The following is a 20540-nucleotide window of genomic DNA, read 5'->3' as shown; positions in this document are numbered from 1 at the left end:
CGACCCTACCGGAAAACACTGGTGACCACCCTGTCAGCTACACCACGCTGCGGGACACGATCCGTGATAACAAATAATACAGGCTTGTGGCCTTCTATCGCCGTTGCGGTTACCCACCAAAAAATCTCCAACGATTGGTGGAGGAAACAGTCCAATCATCGACCGGGTTTGACTCCAGAAGAGACTTTCTCAAGCCTATTTCGAATAATATCGCACATGCACGGTGTCCGCAATGATAGGTTGCATTGATTGTGCTTGTCACGTCATTAACTAACTCGCTTGACAGGGTACCGTACGGTACGGTACATGCCGGTCATGAACATGTCGCTGCACCCAGACACTGCTCCCAAGCAGACCGCTGCGCCTGCTGATGCCGCCTCCGGCGGCACAGCAGGCGAGGGCTTGTCCGAGCGTCAGCGTGAAGTGCTCAATGCCGTGCTCACGCTGATGGTGGCCGAAGGCGACCGGTTTTCGGTCGCTGCCGTGGCCCGTGCGGCGAGTTGCTCGAAGGAAACCCTGTACAAATGGTTTGGCGACCGCGACGGCCTGCTCACCGCCACCGTGCGCTGGCAAGCCTCCAAGGTGCGGATTCCGGACTTGCCCGACAAGCAGCTCACCCATGACAGCCTCAAGGCCGCACTCACCGGCTTTGCGACAAGCTGGCTGACGGTGATCACCAGCGATCTGTCGATTGCGCTCAACCGCGCAGCCGTCAGTCATGCGGGCTCCGGCAAGAGCAGGCTTGGAGAGATCGTCCTGACCAACGGCCCGATTGCAATGAAGCAGCGGCTTGAGCCGTTGTTCCTGGCGGGAAGGGCGGCGGGGTTGCTTGCCTTTGACGATGTCGGCGAGGCGTTTCGGGCTTTTTTCGGACTGGCCGTGGCCGACACACAGATCCGCGCCCTGCTGGGCGAAGACAACCGCCCCGGCGCGCGCGAGATCGAAACCATGTCCGCCAGGGCGGCGCAGCAATTCCTCGGCCTTTACGGGCAGGGGTAGAATGTCACCACAGGGGCGGCGGACTGTCTCCGGCGCCGAACATACAACGACAAACACAAACCAACGGGAGTGTCTCATGCGGGTATATTATGATCGCGATGCCGATCTCAATCTGATCAAATCGAAAAAGGTAGCCATCATCGGTTACGGCTCCCAGGGCCGGGCGCATGCGCTCAACCTCAAGGATTCAGGCGCGACCAATGTCGCTGTCGCCCTGCGCGAAGGCTCGGCCACGGCAAAGAAGGCCGAAGCCGACGGTTTCAAGGTCATGAGCGTGGCGGAAGCTGCAGGCTGGGCCGACCTGATGATGATGGCCGCACCCGACGAGCTGCAGGCTGACATCTACAAGGACCACATTGCTGCCAATATCCGTGACGGCGCCGCCATTGCCTTTGCCCACGGTCTCAACGTGCATTTCGGTCTGATCGAGCCCAAGGCTTCGGTCGACGTCGTCATGATCGCGCCCAAGGGCCCCGGCCACACCGTGCGGGGCGAATACCAGAAGGGCGGCGGCGTACCCTGCCTGATCGCCGTCAATCAGGATGCTTCGGGCAACGCCCATGATCTGGCGCTCAGCTATGCCTGTGGCGTTGGCGGCGGCCGCTCCGGTATCATCGAAACCAATTTCCGCGAAGAATGCGAAACCGACCTTTTCGGCGAGCAGGCAGTTCTTTGCGGCGGCCTGGTCGAGCTGATCCGTGCCGGTTTCGAAACCCTGGTCGAAGCCGGTTACGCGCCGGAAATGGCCTATTTCGAGTGCCTGCACGAGGTCAAGCTGATCGTCGACCTGATCTATGAGGGCGGCATCGCCAACATGAACTACTCGATCTCCAACACCGCCGAATGGGGCGAGTATGTTTCCGGACCGCGCATCATCACGTCCGAGACCAAGACGGAAATGAAGCGGGTTCTGGCTGATATCCAGACCGGCAAGTTCACCAGCGAATGGATGCAGGAATACCGGGCCGGCGGCTCGCGCTTCAAGGCTATCCGTCGCATGAACGATCATCACCAGATCGAGGAAGTCGGCGAAAAGCTGCGCGGCATGATGCCGTGGATCAAGGGCAATGCCCTGGTCGACAAGGACAAGAACTGAACCATCATTCAAGTTGGAATGAGTGCGAAGGCCGGGAGCGATCCCGGCCTTTTTGCATGGCAGGGTCTGCCGCATCGGGAGCGTCCGGTGCTCAAGCTTCATCTCCAGTGTCCGGGATTTTCTTTGGAACCAAGAGCAAAGGGCGGCGTTGGTGTGCCGTAACCGAAACCCAAGGCCCCCCGCGCCTTACTTGAGGAGATCAAAATGAAAAAGATTCTTGCAGCCACCGCAGTCACACTGATGTTCACGGCCGGCGCATTCGCCGACACCAATGCCAACAATACACGCACCGAACTCGACGCCTATGCCGGCGGCGATACAGCAGTGATCGACATGATGATGGACGAACAGGGTCAGGACCGCACCGAAGCCGACTTCATGGCCCGCTGGACTGCAGCTACCCCTGAGCAGCAGGCCAAGCTGAAGGATGCCTGCACCCAGGCCCAGGAAGCAAAGCTGAAGTTTTCCGATATGGTCGCCAGCCATTGCAAGGCCGCTGCAGGCAATTAAGACCTGACTGCAGTCAACCCTGACTGGATAGTGACAGCCAGCCGGATCCTCCCCCGGCTGGCTGTTTCTCGTTGCAACACTGCGGCTGTGTGACCGGTTCAAAACACGCCCATGGACGCGACATGCAGTCCTGCAGGCAAGCCGGCTTTCCCTGCTTCAGCCGAGAAGCCAGACGGGGTCTGAGGGCCACGGCTTCGTTTGGTTAACAAAACGATACGCCAATCAGATGCATTTGAATTAAACTGCGATAGTCAGGTCAAGGCGATATTGACGGGCTTGGGTGTCTAATGCCGGGGATTATCAGGCATGAGCTTGTAGAAGGAACGCCATGTCCGCCCAACCGGACGCCACCAGCCGACGCCTGCATTACTGGGATTTCTCCCGGGCGCTCTATCTCGGGCTGGGCATTCCGTTTCACGCCGCCGTCATCTATTCGCTTTCCCATCAATGGTCGGTGAGTTCGCCCGACAAGAGCGTGCTTCTGACCGGGCTCGCCGATTTCATCCATACATTCCGCATGCCGGGATTTTTCATTCTGGCCGGCTTGTTCTCGATGATGCTGCTTGACCGGCAGGGCGCCTGGCCGTGGCTGAAGAGCCGGCTGCTGCGTTTGGGCCTGCCGCTGCTCAGCGCGACGCTGCTGATCCTGCCGTTCCAGATCGCGGTGCAGTCGCTGGCTCTGGCCGTGCAAGGCAAAATTGTGCTGGCTGATGTGCCCGCCCACGTCGCCGCGCAACTGAGCCATTTTGGCGAGCCATGGATTTCGCATCTGTGGTTTCTGTGGGTGCTGATCGCCTATTGCGCGGCGCTTGCGCTGCTGGATTGGTTGAGCGGCCGGGTGTCTTTGCGTGTCCGTCTTGAAAGCCTCGTTGATTGGGTCGGCGACAATCGTGTTCTCTCGCTGGCAGCCTTTGCCGCGATCTGCCAGTTGGCCGCTCAGGCCCAGACAGTGATCGTCGGGGCAAGCCCCTATTACGGAAACGCGGTGATCAATTACAATCTCTACGTGATCTTTTTCGGCTTCGGCGCGCTGGTTTATGCAAGCAGCAGATTGCACGATCTGCTGCTCAAGCCCGGCGTGGGCAGCCTCGTCGCCGGCATCGCGCTGGTGACGTTTTCGCAAACCGCCCATGCGGATCTGGTGACGCACACGCTCAAGCTCATCGCCGCCGTCATTGGCGCGGCTCTGATCGTCGGCTTCATCTCCAACATGGCGCAGCAGCATTTCAGCCGGCCCGATGCGCGGGTGCGCAAACTGGTCGATGCGTCTTTCACCATTTACCTGGTCCACCACCCGGTTATCTATGTGCTGGCGACGCTGTTCCTCATGGTCGACCTGCCGCCGGTGCTCGAATTTGCCATCATTGCGCCAATGGCTGCGCTGATGTCCTATGCCATCCACCAGGCGCTGAGCACAAACGCGATTTTTCTGCTGATGTTCAATGGTGTCAGGCCGAAGGCGGCCCGCACCGGGCCGACGGCCTCACCAGGCCGGCCACTGGCCGCACGCCTGGCCAGACCTGGCCGGTAAAATCCGCCCTCAACCTGTCTGTTACACGGAGCGGGTCAAGCCGCCGTCGATACGCAGGTTCTGGCCGGTGATGTAGGCGGCATCGTCGGAGGCCAGATAGGAGATCAGCGACGAGACCTCGCGCGCATGGCCATAGCGGCCCATCGGAATCCGCGCCTTGCGGTCTTCGGTCTCCGGCAGGCTGTCGATGAAGCCCGGCAGCACATTGTTCATGCGAATGTTGTTGGCCGCATAGCGGTCGGTGTAAAGCTTGGTGAAGGCTGCCAATCCGGCGCGGAACACGCCCGAGGTCGGAAACAACGGGTCGGGTTCAAACGCCGCGAAGGTCGAGATGTTGATGATGGCGCCGCCGCCCTGACGCTCCATGTGCGGTGTGACCAGCCGGGCAGGGCGGATCACGTTCATCAGGTAAACGTCCATGCCCTTGTGCCAGTCCTCATCAGAGATCGTCAGGATATCGCCCTTGGGCCCATGGCCGGCGGAATTGACCAGCACATCCACGCGGCCCCAGGCTTTTAACGCCTTGTCGACGAGGGCGGTCAGCGCGCCTGTGTCGAGATTGGAACCGGTGTGGCCGACCCCGCCGAGTTCTTCGGCCAGCGCCTCGCCCTTGCCCGACGAGGACAGGATGGCGAGTTTGAAACCGTCGGCCGCAAGCCTGCGTGCCGCGTCCGCACCCATGCCGCTGCCGCCGGCGGTGATCAATGCAACCTTGTGTTCGCTCATGTCAGTCTCCTTGTAATGCTGACCGAGAGGTAGCGGTCCGCGCGCAGGTTGACCAATCATGTTTTCTCACCCAGACTGTAGAAAATCTACTGTCAATTGGAGTGCGGCATGCGTCTGCCCAATCTCAATGGCGTGCGCGCCTTCGACTGCGCCGCGCGCCATCTCAATTTCCGCCTCGCCGCCGGTGAGCTCAACCTGACCCAGGGCGCGGTCGCCCAGCAGGTGCGCAAGCTTGAAACCGCGCTTGGCCAGAAACTGTTTGTCCGCAAACCCCGTGGCCTTGAACTGAGTGAAACGGGGGCTGCCTATTTTGCCGAAATCCATGCGGCGCTCATCCGCATTGATCAGGCCACGGCACGGCTGGTGCCGGCGAGCCACAGCGTCGTGCTCTCCGTGCCGCCGTCCTTTGCCGGCCTGTGGCTGATGCCGCGGCTCAGCGAGTTCGAAGCTTTGCATCCAGACATTGACCTGCAGGTACTGGCATCGGAGAAACTGTCGGATCTGGAGGCTGATGGCGTTGATCTGGTGGTCCGCCAGGCAAGTCCGCCGTTTGCGCCCGATCTCCAGTCGGTGCTGCTGACAACGCTCGATCTGGTCGCCGTCGCCAGTCCCGCCTATCTGGAGAGCGCGCCGCCATCGGCAAAATTCGAGGATTTCCGCGCCCACCGCCTGCTCGAGGATGCCCATCGCCACTGGCAGCGCCGGTTCGGCGCCGATGACGGCGCTGGACACGCCCCGCGCGTCTCCCGCTTCAACCAGACAGCCCTCGCCATCGCTGCCGCCCGGGCCGGCCGCGGCATCGCCATCGCGCCGGAAGCCCTGATTGCGCTGGAGATCGAAAGTGGCGCGCTCACGGTGGTCTGGCGGGATGAGGAGAAATCGGCAACCGGTTTTTACGCAGTTGGGTTGGCGCGGCCCGGCCGCCCGGCAAAAGACCGTGACCGTCTGGCCACGTGGCTGTGCGGGCAGTTCGGGGTGGGATGGGGTTAAGTTCCGATCACCCGCCCCAGCCGCTTGATGCCCTCTTCGATCATCGCCTCGTTGGCGCATGAAAACGACAGCCGCAGCGTGTTGGCGCCGGAGCCGTCGGCGAAAAACGCCTTGCCCGGAACGAAGGCGACGCGCTCGGTTTTCAGGCTTTCGGCCAGCAAGGCGGCACCGTCGCAATGCGCGGGCAGGGTGACCCAGACGAACATGCCGCCATCGGGCCTTGTCCATGTCACGCCCTCAGGCATGTGGCGGGAGAGGCTGGCAAGCATCGCGTCGCGACGTGCCTGGTAAACGTTGCGGATCTTTTCGACCTGATTGTTGAATCCATCGGCGGCAACCCGATGGATTGCCATCTGGTTGAGCGTCGCCGAATGCAGGTCGGCGGCCTGTTTGATCAGCACCAGTTTCGAGATCACCGGTTTGGCGGCGCAGACCCAGCCGACCCGCAGGCCCGGCGCCAGGGTCTTGGAAAAGCTGCCGCAATAGATCGTGCGGCTGGTCTCGATCGAGCCGCTGCGGGCAATGTCGAGCGCCAGCAGCGGAGGCACCTCGTCCCCGTCATAGCGCAGCGACTGATAGGCGGCATCCTCGATCACCGGAATGCCGAGCTCTGCCGCCAGATCGAGAATGGTGTGGCGTGCGCTCTGCGCCAGCGTCTCGCCGGTGGGGTTGGCAAAATCGGCCGAGGCATAGGCGAACTTGACCTGTCCGCCATTCGCGCTTGCGGTCTCGCGATAGTCCTTGGCCGAGCGGTTGCCCACGGGTGTCAGACGGTCGTAATGCGGCTCGTAGGCGTTGAACGCCTGCAGCGCGCCGAGATAGGTTGGCCAACCGACCAGCGCCGTGTCGCCCTTCGACAAGAACAGCTTGCCGAGATAATCCAGCGCCTGCTGCGAGCCCGACGTGATCATGATGTTCTCGGTGGTGCAGGCGACCCCGAGCGAAGTCATGCGGGCAACCAGCCAGTCGCGCAACGGCTTGTAGCCTTCGCTGACCGAATATTGCAGCGCGGCACCCTTCGCGTCCCCGGTCAGCGCCGATGTCAGCGCCGCGCCAAAGGCTTCGGCCGGAAACAGCGCCGGGTCGGGGATGCCGCCGGCAAACGAGATCACGTCTGGCTGGTCGAGCAGCTTCAGGAGTTCGCGAATCTCCGACGCCTTCATCCGCTCGGCCCGCGTGGCGAAAAGATGCGGCCAGTCGAGGCCGTTGTCTGTTGCGGCAATGGCTGTCGACAGTGTGCTCATGCCCGGTCCTCCCGCTGTGCCAGGGTCGTCCGGGCACAAAATGCGCTTGCATAGCTCTGCCACAAGCATGATGGTGAACGCCATTTATGTCAATAATGCTGACCTAATATTCAGGCGACGGCCGCTGGTTCCGAAGTGGCCATGTACCCTCATCAGGGCGGCCTGATGGGGCCTGATGGGGGTGGCGAATCGTGAGTGGGCGCCGCGGGTCCGGACCGCCGAGCAACGATATCGAATCGACAGCCGGTTGCTGCGACGAAATGAACTGAAGTTTTTCCGCGAATTATCAACAGGGTTGGCTTGTCCTTGGCCGCTGTGGTGGCTAAGTGACGGGTGCAAAACCGTGGTAAACGGCTATCTGACAGACGTCACTGGGGAATTGTTGATGAGTGCATCCGCGCCAGGCGCGACTTTTATTGTCTTGATGCTGCCATTTCTGGCGGCAATCATCGCCCCATGGCTGACTCGGCGTCTTGGTCACAACGCGGCCTGGCTTCTTGCCTTGGCGCCAGTGGCGATCTTCCTTCATTTCCTCGGATTTTCTTCCGAGATCGCAACCGGTGGCATTGTCACCGGCGGCTTCAAATGGGTGCCGTCCTACAATGTGAGTTTTTCCTGGCTGATTGACGGCCTGTCGCTGACCTTCGTGTTGCTGATCTCGGGCATCGGCGCACTGATCATGCTGTATTCGGGCGGTTACCTGAAGGGCCACGACCAGTTGGGCCGGTTCCTCTCCTTCATGCTGTTGTTCATGGGCGCCATGCTTGGCGTCGTCATTTCAGACAGCTTCCTGATGCTGTTTGTCTATTGGGAACTGACCTCGATCACCTCGTTTCTGTTGATCGGCTTTGATCATTCGCGCGAGGCCTCGCGCCGCGCGGCACTTCAGGCGCTGGTGGTGACCGGCGCCGGCGGCCTGGCGTTGCTCGCCGGTCTTCTGGTGATCTGGAACATCACCGGCGTCAGTCAGATTTCGCTGCTGCTCAATTACGGCGACGAGCTGCGCGAAAGCCCGTTCTATCTGCTGGCTTTGCTGCTCGTGCTCGGCGGCGCATTTTCCAAATCGGCCCAGTTTCCGCTGCATTTCTGGCTGCCCAACGCCATGGAGGCGCCGACGCCGGTCTCGGCCTATCTGCATTCGGCCACCATGGTCAAAGCCGGCGTCTATCTGTTGATGCGGCTCAATCCGGTGCTTGGCGAGACGCTCTGGTGGGAAACCATCCTGCCGCTGTTTGGTGGAACCACGCTGATTGTCGGCACGCTTCTCGCCATCCGTCAGACCGATCTCAAGCTGATGCTGGCCTACACCACGGTGTCGTCGCTGGGTCTGCTGGTGATGCTGACCGGCTTTGGCAGCGAGCACGCCATCGCCGCAGCGGTGCTTTATCTGGTGGCGCATTCGCTGTTTAAGGGCGGGCTGTTCATGGTTGCCGGCCTGATCGACCATGAAGCGGGAACCCGCGACGTGACCAGGCTCGGCGGACTGCGCAAGGCCATGCCGATCACCTTTGTTGCCGCCATGGCTGCGGCGATCTCGATGGCCGGGCTGCCGCCCTTCATCGGCTTCCTTGCCAAGGAAGAAATCTACTATGCGCTGTGGGCCGTCGATCCGTGGTCGCTGGCCTTTGTCGCCGTTGCCGTTGTTGGCAACGGGCTGATGTTCGTCATCGGCTTTGCCGTCGCCATCAAGCCGTTTTTCGGACCAGCGGTCAAAACTCCCAAGGCCGCCCATGAGGGGCCGGTCCTGCTGTGGCTCGGGCCGCTGACGCTTGGCGTTGCGGCACTTGTCATGGCGCTGCTCTCGCCGATCACCCACCGCTTCATCTCCTCGCCGATGGCAAGTGCCGTGGCCGGCGGCGCGGAAACCGTGTCGATCTCGCTGATTCCGCATATCGGTGCGCCACTGATGCTGTCGCTGGTCACCATCGGCTTCGGCATCATCGCCTACCGCATGCTCGACCGTCTGCGTGCCGGCATGATCTCGCTGCTGGCGGCCATCGGCTGGGGCCCGGATCACGGCTTCGATCAACTGATCGCCGGTCTGGTGCGCCTCTCGGTTGCCGTCACCCGGTTTGTCCAGCCCGGCCGGCTCGAGATCTACATGACCGTGACCTTCCTGATGATCGCGGCCGCCTTGATCGCGCCGATGGCCTGGTATGGCGAATGGCCGTCGATGCCGGCCTGGCCCGCCGATGTGCAGTTCCACGAACTGGTGGTCTTCTCCATGGTCATCATCGGGCTGCTTGCGGTCATCTATGCCCGCGACCGGCTGACCGCCATCGTCTCCCTCGGCATTCAGGGCTTTGCCGTGGCGTTGATCTTCATGCTGTTTGGCGCGCCGGACCTGTCGTTTACCCAGTTCATGGTCGAAACCCTGGCGGTGGTGATTCTGGCGCTGGTCATGACCCGGCTGCGGCTGACCGCGTCGGATCACCGCCCGACGCTGCAGAAGGCCTTCGACATGAGCGTGGCCGTCGCCTGCGGTGGCGGCTTCATGCTCTATCTGCTGGCAGTGACCCAGCAGCCGTTCAACACCGCGCTCAGTGATTTTTTCGCCGCCTATTCGAAACTCGTTGCCCATGGCAGCAATGTCGTCAATGTCATCATTGTCGATTTCCGCGGCACAGACACACTGGGTGAAATTGCTGTTGTCATGATCACAGGTCTCGCCATCCTGTCGTTGATCCGCATCCGCACGCCGCGCGTTGCCGTTGCCGACAATGATCCCGACCTTACTGACGTGACCGATCACAAAGCGGAGGTTCGCTAACATGCGCACGGTGATATTCCGCTCGATTGCGCCCTATCTCACAAGTCTGATGGTGCTGTTTTCCATCTTTGTGCTGTTGCGCGGCCACGACGAGCCCGGCGGCGGCTTCATCGGCGGGTTGATCGCCGCCTCCGCGCTGGCGATTTACGGCATAGCCTGCGGTGTCGCCCCGGTGCGGCGTGCGATCTATTTTCATCCGATGGCGATTTCCGCCTTTGGACTGTTCATGGCGGCGGCTGCGGGCGTTCTGTCAATTTTCGCCGGAGTCCCCTATCTGTCGGGGCTGTGGATCTATCCGCATCTGTTCGGGGTGGAACTGGCGCTGTCGAGCGTGCTGATCTTTGATGTCGGGGTCTATCTGGTGGTTGTCGGCGCCATCAGCTCGATCGCCCTGGCGCTTGAGGAAAGGGACCGCGACTGATGGAGCCCCTCTTCGCCATTCTGGTGGGCGCGCTGTTCACCGTCGCCATCTATCTGTTTTTGTCCAAGCATGTCATCCGTATCCTGATGGGGGCATCAATTCTGGGCAACGCCGTCAACCTGCTGATCTTCACTGCCGGCCGCGTGACCCGCGAAGTGCCGCCGATCATTCTGGCGGATTCCGACAGCTTGAGCGACGCTGCTGCCAATCCGCTGCCGCAGGCTTTGATCCTGACGGCCATCGTGATTTCATTTTCATTCTTCGCCTTTCTGCTGGTGCTGGGCTATCGCGCCTTTCAGGAACTGAAAACCGACAGATCCGACGAAATGCGTGTTGCCGAACCGCTGGGCGAGCAATCGCCGCCAACCGGCTACTGAGGGAGACCGGCAATGGCTGGAAAAAGTGAAGGTCTCCAGGACTTGTCCACCGTCTATGCACTCGAGCCGCTGGCCGCGGCCGACTGGCTGATCGTTGGCCCGGTTGCCTGGTGCATCCTGATTGGCGCGCTTCTGTTGATGCTGCGCAAGCGCACCGATGTGCAGCCGCTGATTGCCATCCCGGCGCTTGTTGTGCTTGTGCTGATGACCCTGGGCCTGGTCTGGCATGTGGCAGCAAACGGCACCCAGACCATGACCATGGGCCGCTGGCTGCCCCCCTTCGGCATCTCGTTTACCGCTGACCTTCTTGGCGCGTTCTTCGCCGCCACCTCGTCGCTGGTCGCCCTTGCGGCGGGGATCTATGGCCGCAGCGATGTCGATGACAGCGGTCGCCGCTACGGCTTCTATCCCTTTCTGCTGCTGATCATGGCCGGCATTCTCGGCGCCTTCCTGACCGGCGACATCTTCAACCTGTATGTCTGGTTCGAAGTGCTGCTGATCGCCTCCTTCGGGCTGCTGGTTCTGGGGTCCGGCCGCAAGCAACTCGACGGCGCGGTCAAGTATGCCTTTCTCAACCTGATCGCCACCACGTTGTTCCTGGCGACGACGGGCTATCTCTACGGCCTGTTCGGCACGCTCAACATGGCCGATATCGCGGTGAAGGCGTCCGAATTGCGCGGCACTGCGCCGCTGATGACCCTGGTGACGCTCTACCTGCTGGCCTTTTCGATGAAGGCGGCCGCGTTCCCGGTCAATTTCTGGCTGCCCGCCTCCTATCACACGCCGCGTCTTGTGGTCTCGGCGCTGTTTGCCGGCCTGCTGACCAAGGTCGGCATCTATGCGCTGCTGCGGATACTGGGCATGCTGTTTCCGTTCGAGCGCGAGGAATTGTCGTTTCTGATCGCCATCGCTGCGGTCTTGACCATGGTGCTTGGGGTGATCGGTGCGCTGGCGCAGAACGACATTCGCCGCGCGCTCGGGTTTCTGGTGATCTCCGGCATCGGCGTGATGATGGCTGGACTGGCGCTTGGCAGTCCGGCGGGTCTTTCCGGCGCCATCCTCTACGCCGCCCATTCGATGGTGGTGATGACGGCACTCTATTTTGCCGTCGGTATTGCCGCGCGGCTTGGCGGCAGTTTCGAGTTGACGTCGTCCGGCGGGCTTTACACCAGGCATGGCCTGCTTGCAGGCCTGACGCTGGTATTGTTCTTTTCGGTTGCCGGTCTGCCGCCGATGTCAGGCCTGTGGCCCAAGATCATGCTGGTCAAGGCCTCGCTTGATATCGGCGCCTGGTGGCTGGCCGGCGCAATCCTCGTGACCGGTCTGCTCACCACCATCAGTGTCGGCCGGATCTGGATCCTGGCCTATTGGCGTCCCGCCCCGCCCGACCGGTCCGGCGATGCCGGTGCGAGCCCGCTGCCGCTGGGCGCCACCGCCGCCCTTGCCGGACTGGTGGCGCTCACGATTGCCGCTGGCGTCTGGCCGGAACCGCTGATGGCGCTGTCGCAGGAAGCCGCCCGCGGTCTGATTGATCCGTCGGCCTATGTGCTGTCGGTGTTTCCCGCGGAGGTGCAGCCATGAGCCTGTTTCTGGTCAATGTTCTGCTGGCGCTGGCCTGGGCGGCGGTCACCGGGTCGTTCACATTTCTCAATTTCGCGTTTGGATTCGTGCTGGCCATCTTTGCGCTGTCGCTGATCCGCGAACAGGTCGGTTCGGTCGGCTATTTCTCGCGGGCCCGCCGGGTGATCTCGTTGCTGCTTCTGTTTACCTACGAGCTGGTGCTGTCGGCCTGGAAGGTGGCGGTCCTGGTGATGTCGCCGCGCATGGAGCTCAAGCCCGGTATTTTTGCCTATCCGCTCAAGGTCGACCGTGATTTCGAGATTACCATTCTTGCCAGCCTGATCACGCTGACGCCGGGAACCTTGTCAGTCGATGTGTCGGAGGACCGCCGGACCCTCTATGTCCACGCCCTGGACGCTTCCGATCCGGACGCCACACGGCGCGACATCGCCGAAGGGTTCGAGCGCAAAATCATGGAGGCGTTCCGATGATCAGCGTTGCTGCAATTTTTGAAGCGTCGGTTACTCTTGCCTTGGCAATATTGAGTCTGTCGTTTCTGGTCACCATCTACCGGATCGTCAAAGGGCCGACCTTGCCGGATCGTATTCTCGGCCTCGACATGCTGGTTGCGATCGCCATCGGCTACATTGCGGTGTTCGGCATCAAGACCGGCTATACGCTGTATGTCGATGTTGCCATTGCCCTTGGCCTGGTCGGGTTTCTGGCCACGGTGGCGTTTGCGCGCTTTGTGCTGTCGCGCGGCAAGACCGAGGACGACATCCGGACCGAAGCGCGCGACGCAGCCGCCAAGGCGCGTCGCGAAGGCAAGACCAAATCGAGCATTGAAACCATCAGCGGCGCCGGCGGACAATCTGTCGCGGGGAGCAAGGTGGGAAAGGGCAGTCATGAGTGATATTGCAACACTGATATCTGCGGCGTTGCTGTTGATTGGCGCGCTTTTTGCTTTGGTGGCAGCGATTGGTCTGCTGCGGTTGCCCGATTTGTATACGCGCATGCATGCGGCTTCCAAGGCCGGGACGATGGGATCTTGCCTGATGTTGGTGGCGCTGGCGATCAATGCGCCCGATGTCGGCACCATGTCGCGCGCCCTTGCCGGAGTCGTGTTTTTCCTGCTGACAACACCGGTTTCCGCGCATCTTCTGGCAAAGGCTGCCTATTCGGTTGGTTACCGGTTGCATTCGTCCTCGGTAATGGATGATATGGCGCCAAGTGATGACAAGCAGTGAATTAGCTAATTAAGAGATTAATCATTACAACTAAAAAATTTGGCGCCACACTGATGCGCGCTCAAATTACAAATTGAAATCACTTTGTGTAAAAAATGACGAATATGTGTTTTTTTCTATTAGAACTAGTACTTGTTAAAGGTATAAAACACTGTAAGTCCCGGTGAGCGGCTCATCGTGCATATTGTACGTCATTTGTGACCGTTTTATTTCAAGAGCCAGACGGCTTGCTAGTTGCAACAGTTAGGAGCAGATGATGATTGAAGCAAACAAGGACAATGGCGCAGAACTGCTCATGGAGTTGACTGCGGAAATCGTCGCTGCGTATGTGAGCAACAATTCGGTTGCGGCGAATGACCTTCCCGGTGTTATTTCCCAGGTGCACACAGCGCTTGGCGGCACGACCTTGCCGGTGGAAGAAGTCATCGAAAAGCCCAAGCCGGCTGTTTCGGTTCGTCGGTCGATCCAGAATGATTACCTGATCTGTCTTGAAGACGGTCAGAAGTTCAAGTCACTCAAGCGCCATCTCATGACCCATCACGGTCTGACGCCTGAGCAGTATCGTGAAAAATGGGAACTGCCTGCCGACTACCCGATGGTGGCGCCGTCCTATGCCGAGGCGCGGTCGCGTCTGGCCAAGGAAATGGGCCTCGGCCAGAAGCGCAAGCGCAGCAAGTAAGCATAGGACCGGGCCAGGCTGGCCCAGGCGGTTCGGTCGTCAACCCTGATCCGCAAAAGCAGCGACCGGTCCTGAATCCCCGCACTGCCCAAAAGCCGTGGTTAGAAGCCGCGGTTTTTTGCTGTTGGGCGCCGCCATTTGTGTCCAGTCCGATTTTGGAGCGGTTTGAAGCACCACACCGGGCGGGGGAGATGGGGAAGTCGATCCGGGGAGCAAAGGAACGAAAAATGAGGAAAATAATCCTCGAATTATCTGCCCGAATGCGGAAAAATCGGCTAAAAACAACGTAAGGGTGCGACGAGTATCTGGATGCACGTCCACAAGCTTGGCATATGTGAAAATATTCCTATAAGAGGAGATTTTCACGATGACATCTCATCACGCCCAGTTTATCACGACAATCCCGCAAGCTGGCCCTCTGGGGTCGGCAGCGGCCATCAAGCCGGGTGGCGACTGGGCGGTTTGCCCGGAGCCGGCAGCAGCCAGGCAGAGCTCGGGCGCGGCCATGCTCGCAGCGCCGGCTTCGCCATGCCCATGTCCGCGCCGATCGGTCAGGCTGGCAGGCTGCACGGCTTTGTCGGCCGGCATCCCGGCTCAGCGCAGTGGGGTGAACAGGACGGCCCCCGGCCATTGCAGCAATTGCGTCAATCTGCACCGTTGCCGCGTCGTCTGGCGGCTGGTCCGGGAGCTGTTCACAGCAGCCTGTGATCGGGATCTGCCCGACGGCACCGCCCGGCGCAGGCCGCATTGTCACATGCGTCAGATCGCCATGTATCTCAGCCATGTGGTGTTGTCGGTGCCCTACCAGACCATTGCCAGGGCTTTTGATCGCGACCGCAGCACCGTCTCCCATGCCTGCTCGGTGATCGAGGATCGACGCGACGACCCCGGTTACGACCGGTTTGTCGAGCGCTGCGAGCGCTGCATCATCGCCGTTTTTGCGCCGTTGGGAGCAGATCATGCCGACGTCTGAACCGCGCCAGGCGCGCAAGGTCATGGCGGCTCTGCTCGGCTTCCTGGCCCGCGGCCCCGCCCGGGCAGTGCGCGTTGGCGCGGATCAGGCCGCCGGTCAGCATGACCTGCGACGCGACGACGGCGCGCGGCGCAAAGTCGAGGTGCTGCTATTGCACGCCGCCCAGGCGCGCGGTTTGCTCGAAGCCGGACAGTCGGTCGATCCGCAGGGGCAGACCACGCCGGTTTACCGGCTGACGCCGGAGGGGAGGTGTGCGGTCAGACGCTGGCTGGCCGATCCGGACAGCGCGTTTCAGGATCAGCACCGGGCGCTGAGCCGCCGCACCGATCCGGACCATGGGCACCTTAAGATAAATGATGCCGAATCGCCGCTGGCGGTCCTGGCACGGATCAAGGGCAGGGACGGGGCGGCGTTTCTGGAGCCGTCGCAGGTTGAAGCCGGCGAACGCTTGCGGCGCGATTTCACCCGCGGTCAGATGCAGCCGTCACTGGGGCAGCGCTGGGAGCCGGTGCTATTTGGCCGGCAACCGGGCGCGGCGGGCGGTGCGGTGGATGTGGGGGAGGCGGCGCTGGCGGCACGGACGCGGGTGAATGCCGCCCTGAGCGAGGTCGGGCCGGAACTGTCGGGCGTTCTCATCGATATCTGCTGTTTTCTCAAACGGCTGAGCGAGGTCGAGCGTGAGCGCCATTGGCCGGCCCGCTCCGCCAAGCTGATGTTGCGCACTGCCCTGGCGGCGCTGGCCAGACATTATGCCGCGCCAAGACGCCCGCTCAGGCCGCCGCGCGCGCCGCCGCTGCGTGAGCCTTGATGCGCAGTACCATCGAGCGCAGGCCATTGGCCCGTTGCGGGCTCAGATGCTCGCCCAGCCCGAGCCGGGAGAGCAGCGCCGCCTCATCCAGATTTTCCACGCTGGAGGCCTTTTCGCCCGAGGTCGCCGCCAGCACAATGGCGACCAGCCCGCGCACGATATGGGCATCGGAATCGCCGCGATAGATCATCACCGGATCGCCGGGATCGCCGGGCTTGGTGCCAGCGACCAGCCAGACCTGGCTGGCGCAGCCCTTCACCTTGTTGGCGTCGACTTGATCGCATTCCGGCATCTCGGGCAGCGCCTTGCCGATCTCGATGAGATAGCGGTAGCGGTCCTCCCAGTCGTCCATGTATTCAAAGTCGTCGATAATGGTTTGCAACGCGGACATGATGGCTTCCTGTCTTTTGCCAGTCATATAGGTGGATTTGGGCAATTATGCACCCCGTCCCGGCACAATTTGTCCCGCGCTCCAGTTATTTGGACCGCGAGGCAAGAAAGCGCCGCCGTCAGGAAGGGCTGGTCCCCGGCGCCCGGAGGCAAGAAAGCGCCGCCGGGAGGAAGGGCTGGTCCCCGGCGGCGGCGCGTCAGACGCGACTTGAGTTGGCAGTGACAAGCATCATGCACCAGGCAGATGGCTTCCCCGATCAGGCGAGTCAGTTCACCTGAGGCAGCGATCCGGTGGTCAGAGCGGCCTCTTCCTCGGAAAATCTGTTGTCGAGAAACCGGTAGGCAATGCGGGCGCCTTCCCTGGCGCGCACGCCCAGCGCTGCAAAGGTCTCGCTTCCGGTTTCGCAGATTTCGGGTTTGCGGACACAGATTTGCCGGATGTCGCCCAGCGCTTCCATGGCGGCCGCCATGCTCTGCCCGACCTCCAGCGGCGGCGCTTGCTCCAGCGCCTCCTGCGAGGAGGTGTCAAGAAATGGCAAGGCAATCAGCACCAGCGAAAACCAAAAACTTCCCTTGATCAGAAACCACATTGAATAGCCCTTCCTTATGACCGCCAGACTTGGGCGGAAATGCCCGGATTTTCCCGAACTTGACCGGGAGCATGACGCAAATATTTCAAGGCGGATTTGAAGCAGGCGTCATGTTTTGAGACAAATTTGTCGAAAATTTTAGTGAACTCCGTTTCAGAGAACCGGAAACAACGAAAACCGGAACCGGTCCGGGTGATCCAGGCCGCAATCAGGTCCGGCAGAGGCGGCGACATCGCACTGGCCGCTTTCCCCGGCTGCAGGCAACGGGCCGGCGGCGTCGGAAAGCAACCATTAACCATGTTAGCCGAAGCCGGCCTGTGGTGCACCATCGTCTCCACATTCATCCGGTTTTGCGGTTTGCGGGCGCTCTGGCTTATCCTTTCCTTAAGTCGGCGATGCGACAGTCGGCCAACAAAACAGCAACTGCGGCGTGTACGGATTCGGCAGTGACAAATTTGGACGACCTCATCGCAAAAATGCAACTGGCTGGACGGCACACCGCCGAGTCCTGGCTGGGGACTCTCGGTCAGGGTACCGCGGCTTACGAAAGCCGGCTCGGCGCCATGACAGCCTGTCTGTCCAGCGCCGTTATTGCCCCGGTTCTCACGGCCCCGGTCCTGCTGATGCTCTTTGCCTGGCCGCATGCCGTCGCCGGTGCGCTTGCCGCCACAGCCATACCCATTTCCGTCGCAGGGGTCCTTTCAGCCACCGGCTCGACGCGCCTGACCGGTCGCGCAGCCCTTGCCGCGGTGAGCATCGCGCTTGCCGGACTGGCTGGCTTGAGTGGTGGGCTGGCTTCCCCATTGCTTGTTCTGCTGGCCTTGCTGCCGCTGGAATCGGCCATTCAGTCCAAACGACCCTCGGGCCTGTTGTTCGGGCTGGCTGCTGCGGCTGCCGCCATCCTGGGCCTGGCGGTCTGGCAGGCAATCGCCGCTCCTGCCTCTGTCCCCGACGGCGCGCAGTCAGCGACGGCCATCGGCCTGGCGCTCTATGCGGTGATACGCGGAATGGCATTCTGCCTCAAGTCCGACGCGACCGGGCCAACAATGGGGTCCGATCCCGGCGAGACGGCTGATCTGCAGGCCGGAGATGTGCTTGAGCGGTTGCCCGGACTGGTGACGTTGCACACCGCCCATGGCGATGTGGTCCGTGTCGCCGGTGCTGATCAGGGCGAGTTCATGCGCAGTATCGGCGATCTCTCCGGTAAGGGCTTTGTCCGCCACATTCATGTCGCCGACCGGATCGCCTTTCTCGATGCCGTCGACAGCCTTCGCCGCGGTGCAGAGCGCGCCCAGGTCGAGCTGCGGTTTGACTGCATCGGCCAGGCGTCGCAGTTTGTCCATGCCGTGGTTTTTCTGTCGGCGGAGCGGGGCGCGGATGGCGGGTTGCTCGGCATCTTGGCGCAGACCCGCGACGTCTCCCGCAATGTTGCCAGTCAGACCGATGCCAATGCGGCGGCTGAAGAAGCTGAAACCGCCAACGCCGACAAGACCCGGTTTCTCGCCGCGGTCAGTCACGAACTGCGCACGCCGCTCAACGCCATCATCGGTTTCTCCGATATTTTGGCGTGCGAGATGTTCGGCACCTTTTCCGATGAGCGCCAGCGCGAATATGTCGGCCTGATCCACCAGTCGGGCCAGCATCTGCTCACACTGGTCAACACCATGCTCGACATGTCCAAGATCGAAGCCGGCCGCTATGAGGTGTTTGTCGAGCCGTTCCCGATTGGCGAGGTGATCGACAGCTGTGATGCGATGCTGCGCCTGCAGGCCGCCAATCGCGGAGTCACGCTCACCCGTCGGCTGGCGCGCGGCACCGGCGAAGTTGTCGCCGACCGCGGCGCGGTGCAGCAGATTCTGATCAATCTGGTCGGCAACGCCATCAAGTTCACCGAGGCTGGCGGTGTGGTCAATGTCGATGCGGCAATCAGCGATGACCGGCTCAAGCTGGTTGTCAGCGACACCGGTATCGGCATTCCCGCCGACAAGCTGGCGACAATCGCCGATCCATTCGTTCAGGTGCAAAACGGACTTGGCCGCTCCTATGAAGGCACCGGCCTCGGTCTTTCTCTGGTCAAGGGCCTGGTGGCTCTGCACGGTGGCAACCTCATTCTCGAGAGCGTCGAAGGGGCGGGCACTGTGGTCACCATCGATTTGCCGGTTGACGGATCGGGCGCCAATTGCGGCCTGGATCAGGCCACCCCCGGTCCAGCCCTGGCATTCCCGCCGGTCTTGCCCCGTCCTGCCAGGAGCTTGAACGGTATCGCGGCTGGATCTCCAGCCAGACATGATGAAAAAATCAGGAATGAAGACTATGCCGAGACAGCGCGTATCGCCTGACTTGTTCGAAGATGAAAACGCCGGAATTGGCCGCCGCCTTCTGGGACTGTGCGGCCAGGCCGTGTCCGCACATCCCTCGCTGGCCGGTGGCAGCGTGGCCTTTGCGGTGATTTTCGGCTTTGTCGCCGCCAATGCGCTGTGGCATCAGCCAGGCCGCCATCCGGCGCCGATTCTCAAGACCCGGGAGGTTGCCTCTGCCGCAACGCCTTTGGCCGCATTGAGGCCCGAAACCGAAGCCGGTGAAACCCGGTTCGTCAATGGAGTTCCGGCGCGGTCGGTGACCACCTACCGGATCGAACGCAGCGACGACACGCCGACTGCGTCGATCCCGGTTCCCAATACCCCGCCGGTCGTGGCCTCGCCAGACATCGCCGCTCCCGGGAGGGGCGTGGAAAGCACGCAAGCGGGCTCCGCCGCCGATCCGGTGCTGAGCCAGATCCAGACCATCCTTGCCCGCAATGGGCTGTATTCGGGTGAGATCGACGGTTTGATGGGCCCCAAATCCGCCGCGGCAATTCGCGATTGGGAAAAGGACAACGGCTACAGCCAGACCGGGGAGGCGACAGCGGCGCTGCTTGCCATCATGATGGAGGCAAAATCCCAGCCTGCGCCGGTCGACGTGGTCAGCCGCATGATTTCCAATTCCGAACCTGCCACTGCGGGCGCCCCGCGCACCGGGCAGCCGGTCACCGTTCCGGCAGAGTCAGACCTGCAGGCGGGGCCGAGCGAGCTGGTCCGGCAGATCCAGGCGGGCCTCTCCAACATTGCCTATGCCGACATCTCCATCGATGGCGTGGCGGGAGCGCAAACCCGCACGGCGATCAGCGCGTTTGAAAAGCACTACCGGCTGCCGGTCACGGGTCAGCCCAACGAGACAGTGCTCAACAAGCTGGTCGAGATCGGCGCGCTGTGAGGCTCAAGGCCGGGATTTTCGTTGCTGCGCTGACCCGGCGTCTGTTTGCTGAAGGGCATATGGCGGCAATCGAGAAACGCGGTGCCGAAGAGGCGGGTGCGATCTTTGTCCGCATCCGCCATCGCGATGGCAGCGAGAGCCTGGCCGGACCGGCGCCACAAACGGCGTTTGAGACACAGCATCCTGCCGGCCGGCTGTTCGAGATGCGGGTTTCGCGCGCGGCCGAACACGAGATCTCTGCAGCCCTTGCCCGCGAAGCCCGGTTTGATTCCGATATCTGGGTGGTGGAAATCGAAACCGACAGTCCCGAAACCTATCTCCCCTTCGCGGAGCAGTGAGACGCTTGCCCTGCACGGCCGGCGGTCTGGGGCAAATGA

The 20540-nt window shown here is 61.7% G+C and carries 24 protein-coding genes; 18 read left to right on the top strand and 6 right to left on the bottom strand.

The genetic code is table 11. The annotated features are described in order from the left end of the window. Nucleotides 1–315: 315 nt before the first annotated feature. From PZ897_RS03915 to PZ897_RS03900, 4 genes are all read left to right on the top strand, one after another. Complete coding sequence (locus tag PZ897_RS03915; RefSeq protein WP_275750136.1) at nucleotides 316–999, top strand: TetR/AcrR family transcriptional regulator C-terminal domain-containing protein; 684 nt, start codon at nucleotides 316–318, stop codon at nucleotides 997–999. A 76-nt stretch (nucleotides 1000–1075) separates the two neighbouring features. Next, the gene (gene ilvC, locus PZ897_RS03910; protein WP_275750121.1) at nucleotides 1076–2095 is read left to right on the top strand and encodes a ketol-acid reductoisomerase; all 1020 of its coding nucleotides are present in this window, start codon (nucleotides 1076–1078) and stop codon (nucleotides 2093–2095) included. Between the two features lie 204 nt (nucleotides 2096–2299). Continuing rightward, a complete protein-coding gene (locus PZ897_RS03905) occupies nucleotides 2300–2605 on the top strand; it encodes a hypothetical protein (protein WP_275750119.1) in 306 nt (101 codons plus the stop codon). 328 nt (nucleotides 2606–2933) lie between these two features. Then, nucleotides 2934–4136: an acyltransferase family protein gene (locus PZ897_RS03900; protein ID WP_275750117.1), complete on the top strand. Its 1203-nt coding sequence runs from the start codon at nucleotides 2934–2936 to the stop codon at nucleotides 4134–4136. A 21-nt stretch (nucleotides 4137–4157) separates the two neighbouring features. Here PZ897_RS03900 and PZ897_RS03895 read toward each other — a convergent pair whose 3' ends face one another. Beyond that, nucleotides 4158–4862, bottom strand: coding sequence for an SDR family oxidoreductase (locus PZ897_RS03895; protein ID WP_275750116.1), 705 nt, complete (start codon nucleotides 4860–4862; stop codon nucleotides 4158–4160). Between the two features lie 108 nt (nucleotides 4863–4970). On the opposite strand from PZ897_RS03895, the gene PZ897_RS03890 reads away from it, so the two are divergent. Then, nucleotides 4971–5852 carry a LysR substrate-binding domain-containing protein gene (locus tag PZ897_RS03890; protein WP_275750114.1) on the top strand — a complete coding sequence of 294 codons (882 nt, stop codon included), beginning with the start codon at nucleotides 4971–4973 and terminating at the stop codon, nucleotides 5850–5852. On the opposite strand, the gene PZ897_RS03885 is transcribed toward PZ897_RS03890, so the two are convergent. Beyond that, a complete protein-coding gene (locus tag PZ897_RS03885; RefSeq protein ID WP_275750112.1) occupies nucleotides 5849–7096 on the bottom strand; it encodes a PLP-dependent aminotransferase family protein in 1248 nt (415 codons plus the stop codon). The two genes, PZ897_RS03890 and PZ897_RS03885, sit on opposite strands and share 4 nt — an antisense overlap. Nucleotides 7097–7481: 385 nt before the next feature. Here PZ897_RS03885 and PZ897_RS03880 point away from each other — a divergent pair, with 385 nt between their 5' ends. The 8 genes from PZ897_RS03880 (at nucleotide 7482) to PZ897_RS03845 (ending at nucleotide 14150) form a co-directional block, all read left to right on the top strand. Next, on the top strand, nucleotides 7482–9866 hold the full coding sequence (locus tag PZ897_RS03880; protein ID WP_275750110.1) for a putative monovalent cation/H+ antiporter subunit A: 2385 nt from the start codon (nucleotides 7482–7484) through the stop codon (nucleotides 9864–9866). A 1-nt stretch (nucleotide 9867) separates the two neighbouring features. After that, nucleotides 9868–10287, top strand: coding sequence for a Na(+)/H(+) antiporter subunit B (locus PZ897_RS03875; RefSeq protein WP_275750108.1), 420 nt, complete (start codon nucleotides 9868–9870; stop codon nucleotides 10285–10287). Then, nucleotides 10287–10664, top strand: a complete 378-nt coding sequence (locus PZ897_RS03870) for a Na+/H+ antiporter subunit C (RefSeq protein WP_275750107.1) — start codon at nucleotides 10287–10289, stop codon at nucleotides 10662–10664. The genes PZ897_RS03875 and PZ897_RS03870 overlap by 1 nt, the downstream gene beginning before the upstream one ends. Nucleotides 10665–10676: 12 nt before the next feature. Continuing rightward, nucleotides 10677–12245, top strand: coding sequence for a Na+/H+ antiporter subunit D (locus PZ897_RS03865; RefSeq protein ID WP_275750105.1), 1569 nt, complete (start codon nucleotides 10677–10679; stop codon nucleotides 12243–12245). Then, nucleotides 12242–12715, top strand: a complete 474-nt coding sequence (locus tag PZ897_RS03860) for a Na+/H+ antiporter subunit E (RefSeq protein ID WP_275750103.1) — start codon at nucleotides 12242–12244, stop codon at nucleotides 12713–12715. Before PZ897_RS03865 ends, PZ897_RS03860 begins: the two co-directional genes overlap by 4 nt. Further along, nucleotides 12712–13137: a cation:proton antiporter gene (locus tag PZ897_RS03855; RefSeq protein ID WP_275750101.1), complete on the top strand. Its 426-nt coding sequence runs from the start codon at nucleotides 12712–12714 to the stop codon at nucleotides 13135–13137. The genes PZ897_RS03860 and PZ897_RS03855 overlap by 4 nt, the downstream gene beginning before the upstream one ends. Further along, entirely contained in the window at nucleotides 13130–13471 is a 342-nt protein-coding gene (gene mnhG, locus PZ897_RS03850; protein WP_275750099.1) for a monovalent cation/H(+) antiporter subunit G, read from the top strand. The genes PZ897_RS03855 and mnhG overlap by 8 nt, the downstream gene beginning before the upstream one ends. Before the next feature lie 256 nt (nucleotides 13472–13727). Next, on the top strand, nucleotides 13728–14150 hold the full coding sequence (locus tag PZ897_RS03845) for a MucR family transcriptional regulator (RefSeq protein ID WP_275750135.1): 423 nt from the start codon (nucleotides 13728–13730) through the stop codon (nucleotides 14148–14150). Between the two features lie 39 nt (nucleotides 14151–14189). Here the strand turns inward: PZ897_RS03845 and PZ897_RS03840 are convergent, their stop codons facing one another. Continuing rightward, the gene (locus tag PZ897_RS03840) at nucleotides 14190–14516 is read right to left on the bottom strand and encodes a hypothetical protein (RefSeq protein WP_275750098.1); all 327 of its coding nucleotides are present in this window, start codon (nucleotides 14514–14516) and stop codon (nucleotides 14190–14192) included. A gap of 1 nt (nucleotide 14517) precedes the next feature. On the opposite strand from PZ897_RS03840, the gene PZ897_RS03835 reads away from it, so the two are divergent. Together PZ897_RS03835 and PZ897_RS03830 are read left to right on the top strand one after the other, a co-directional pair. Next, entirely contained in the window at nucleotides 14518–15123 is a 606-nt protein-coding gene (locus PZ897_RS03835; RefSeq protein ID WP_275750095.1) for a helix-turn-helix domain-containing protein, read from the top strand. Continuing rightward, nucleotides 15110–15931 (top strand): DUF6456 domain-containing protein, encoded by an 822-nt coding sequence (locus PZ897_RS03830; RefSeq protein ID WP_275750094.1) that lies wholly within the window; start codon nucleotides 15110–15112, stop codon nucleotides 15929–15931. The genes PZ897_RS03835 and PZ897_RS03830 overlap by 14 nt, the downstream gene beginning before the upstream one ends. Here PZ897_RS03830 and PZ897_RS03825 read toward each other — a convergent pair. The 3 genes from PZ897_RS03825 to PZ897_RS03815 form a co-directional block, all read right to left on the bottom strand. Next, nucleotides 15894–16322 (bottom strand): SufE family protein, encoded by a 429-nt coding sequence (locus PZ897_RS03825; RefSeq protein WP_275750093.1) that lies wholly within the window; start codon nucleotides 16320–16322, stop codon nucleotides 15894–15896. The two genes, PZ897_RS03830 and PZ897_RS03825, sit on opposite strands and share 38 nt — an antisense overlap. A 265-nt stretch (nucleotides 16323–16587) precedes the next feature. Then, complete coding sequence (locus PZ897_RS03820; protein WP_275750091.1) at nucleotides 16588–16911, bottom strand: DUF5330 domain-containing protein; 324 nt, start codon at nucleotides 16909–16911, stop codon at nucleotides 16588–16590. A gap of 14 nt (nucleotides 16912–16925) precedes the next feature. Continuing rightward, complete coding sequence (locus tag PZ897_RS03815) at nucleotides 16926–17255, bottom strand: hypothetical protein (protein WP_275750089.1); 330 nt, start codon at nucleotides 17253–17255, stop codon at nucleotides 16926–16928. Between the two features lie 102 nt (nucleotides 17256–17357). On the opposite strand from PZ897_RS03815, the gene PZ897_RS03810 reads away from it, so the two are divergent. The 3 genes from PZ897_RS03810 to PZ897_RS03800 are packed head-to-tail and all read left to right on the top strand — an operon-like array spanning nucleotide 17358 to nucleotide 20501. Beyond that, nucleotides 17358–19250, top strand: coding sequence for a HAMP domain-containing sensor histidine kinase (locus tag PZ897_RS03810; protein ID WP_275750087.1), 1893 nt, complete (start codon nucleotides 17358–17360; stop codon nucleotides 19248–19250). Further along, complete coding sequence (locus PZ897_RS03805; RefSeq protein ID WP_275750085.1) at nucleotides 19225–20163, top strand: peptidoglycan-binding domain-containing protein; 939 nt, start codon at nucleotides 19225–19227, stop codon at nucleotides 20161–20163. Before PZ897_RS03810 ends, PZ897_RS03805 begins: the two co-directional genes overlap by 26 nt. Continuing rightward, nucleotides 20160–20501, top strand: coding sequence for a DUF1491 family protein (locus PZ897_RS03800; RefSeq protein WP_275750083.1), 342 nt, complete (start codon nucleotides 20160–20162; stop codon nucleotides 20499–20501). Before PZ897_RS03805 ends, PZ897_RS03800 begins: the two co-directional genes overlap by 4 nt. The last annotated feature ends 39 nt before the right edge of the window (nucleotides 20502–20540 follow it).

It is taken from the genome of Hoeflea sp. YIM 152468 (assembly GCF_029210485.1).
Lineage (GTDB): Bacteria > Pseudomonadota > Alphaproteobacteria > Rhizobiales > Rhizobiaceae > Hoeflea.
This window is presented reverse-complemented; position numbering and strand designations above follow the sequence as displayed.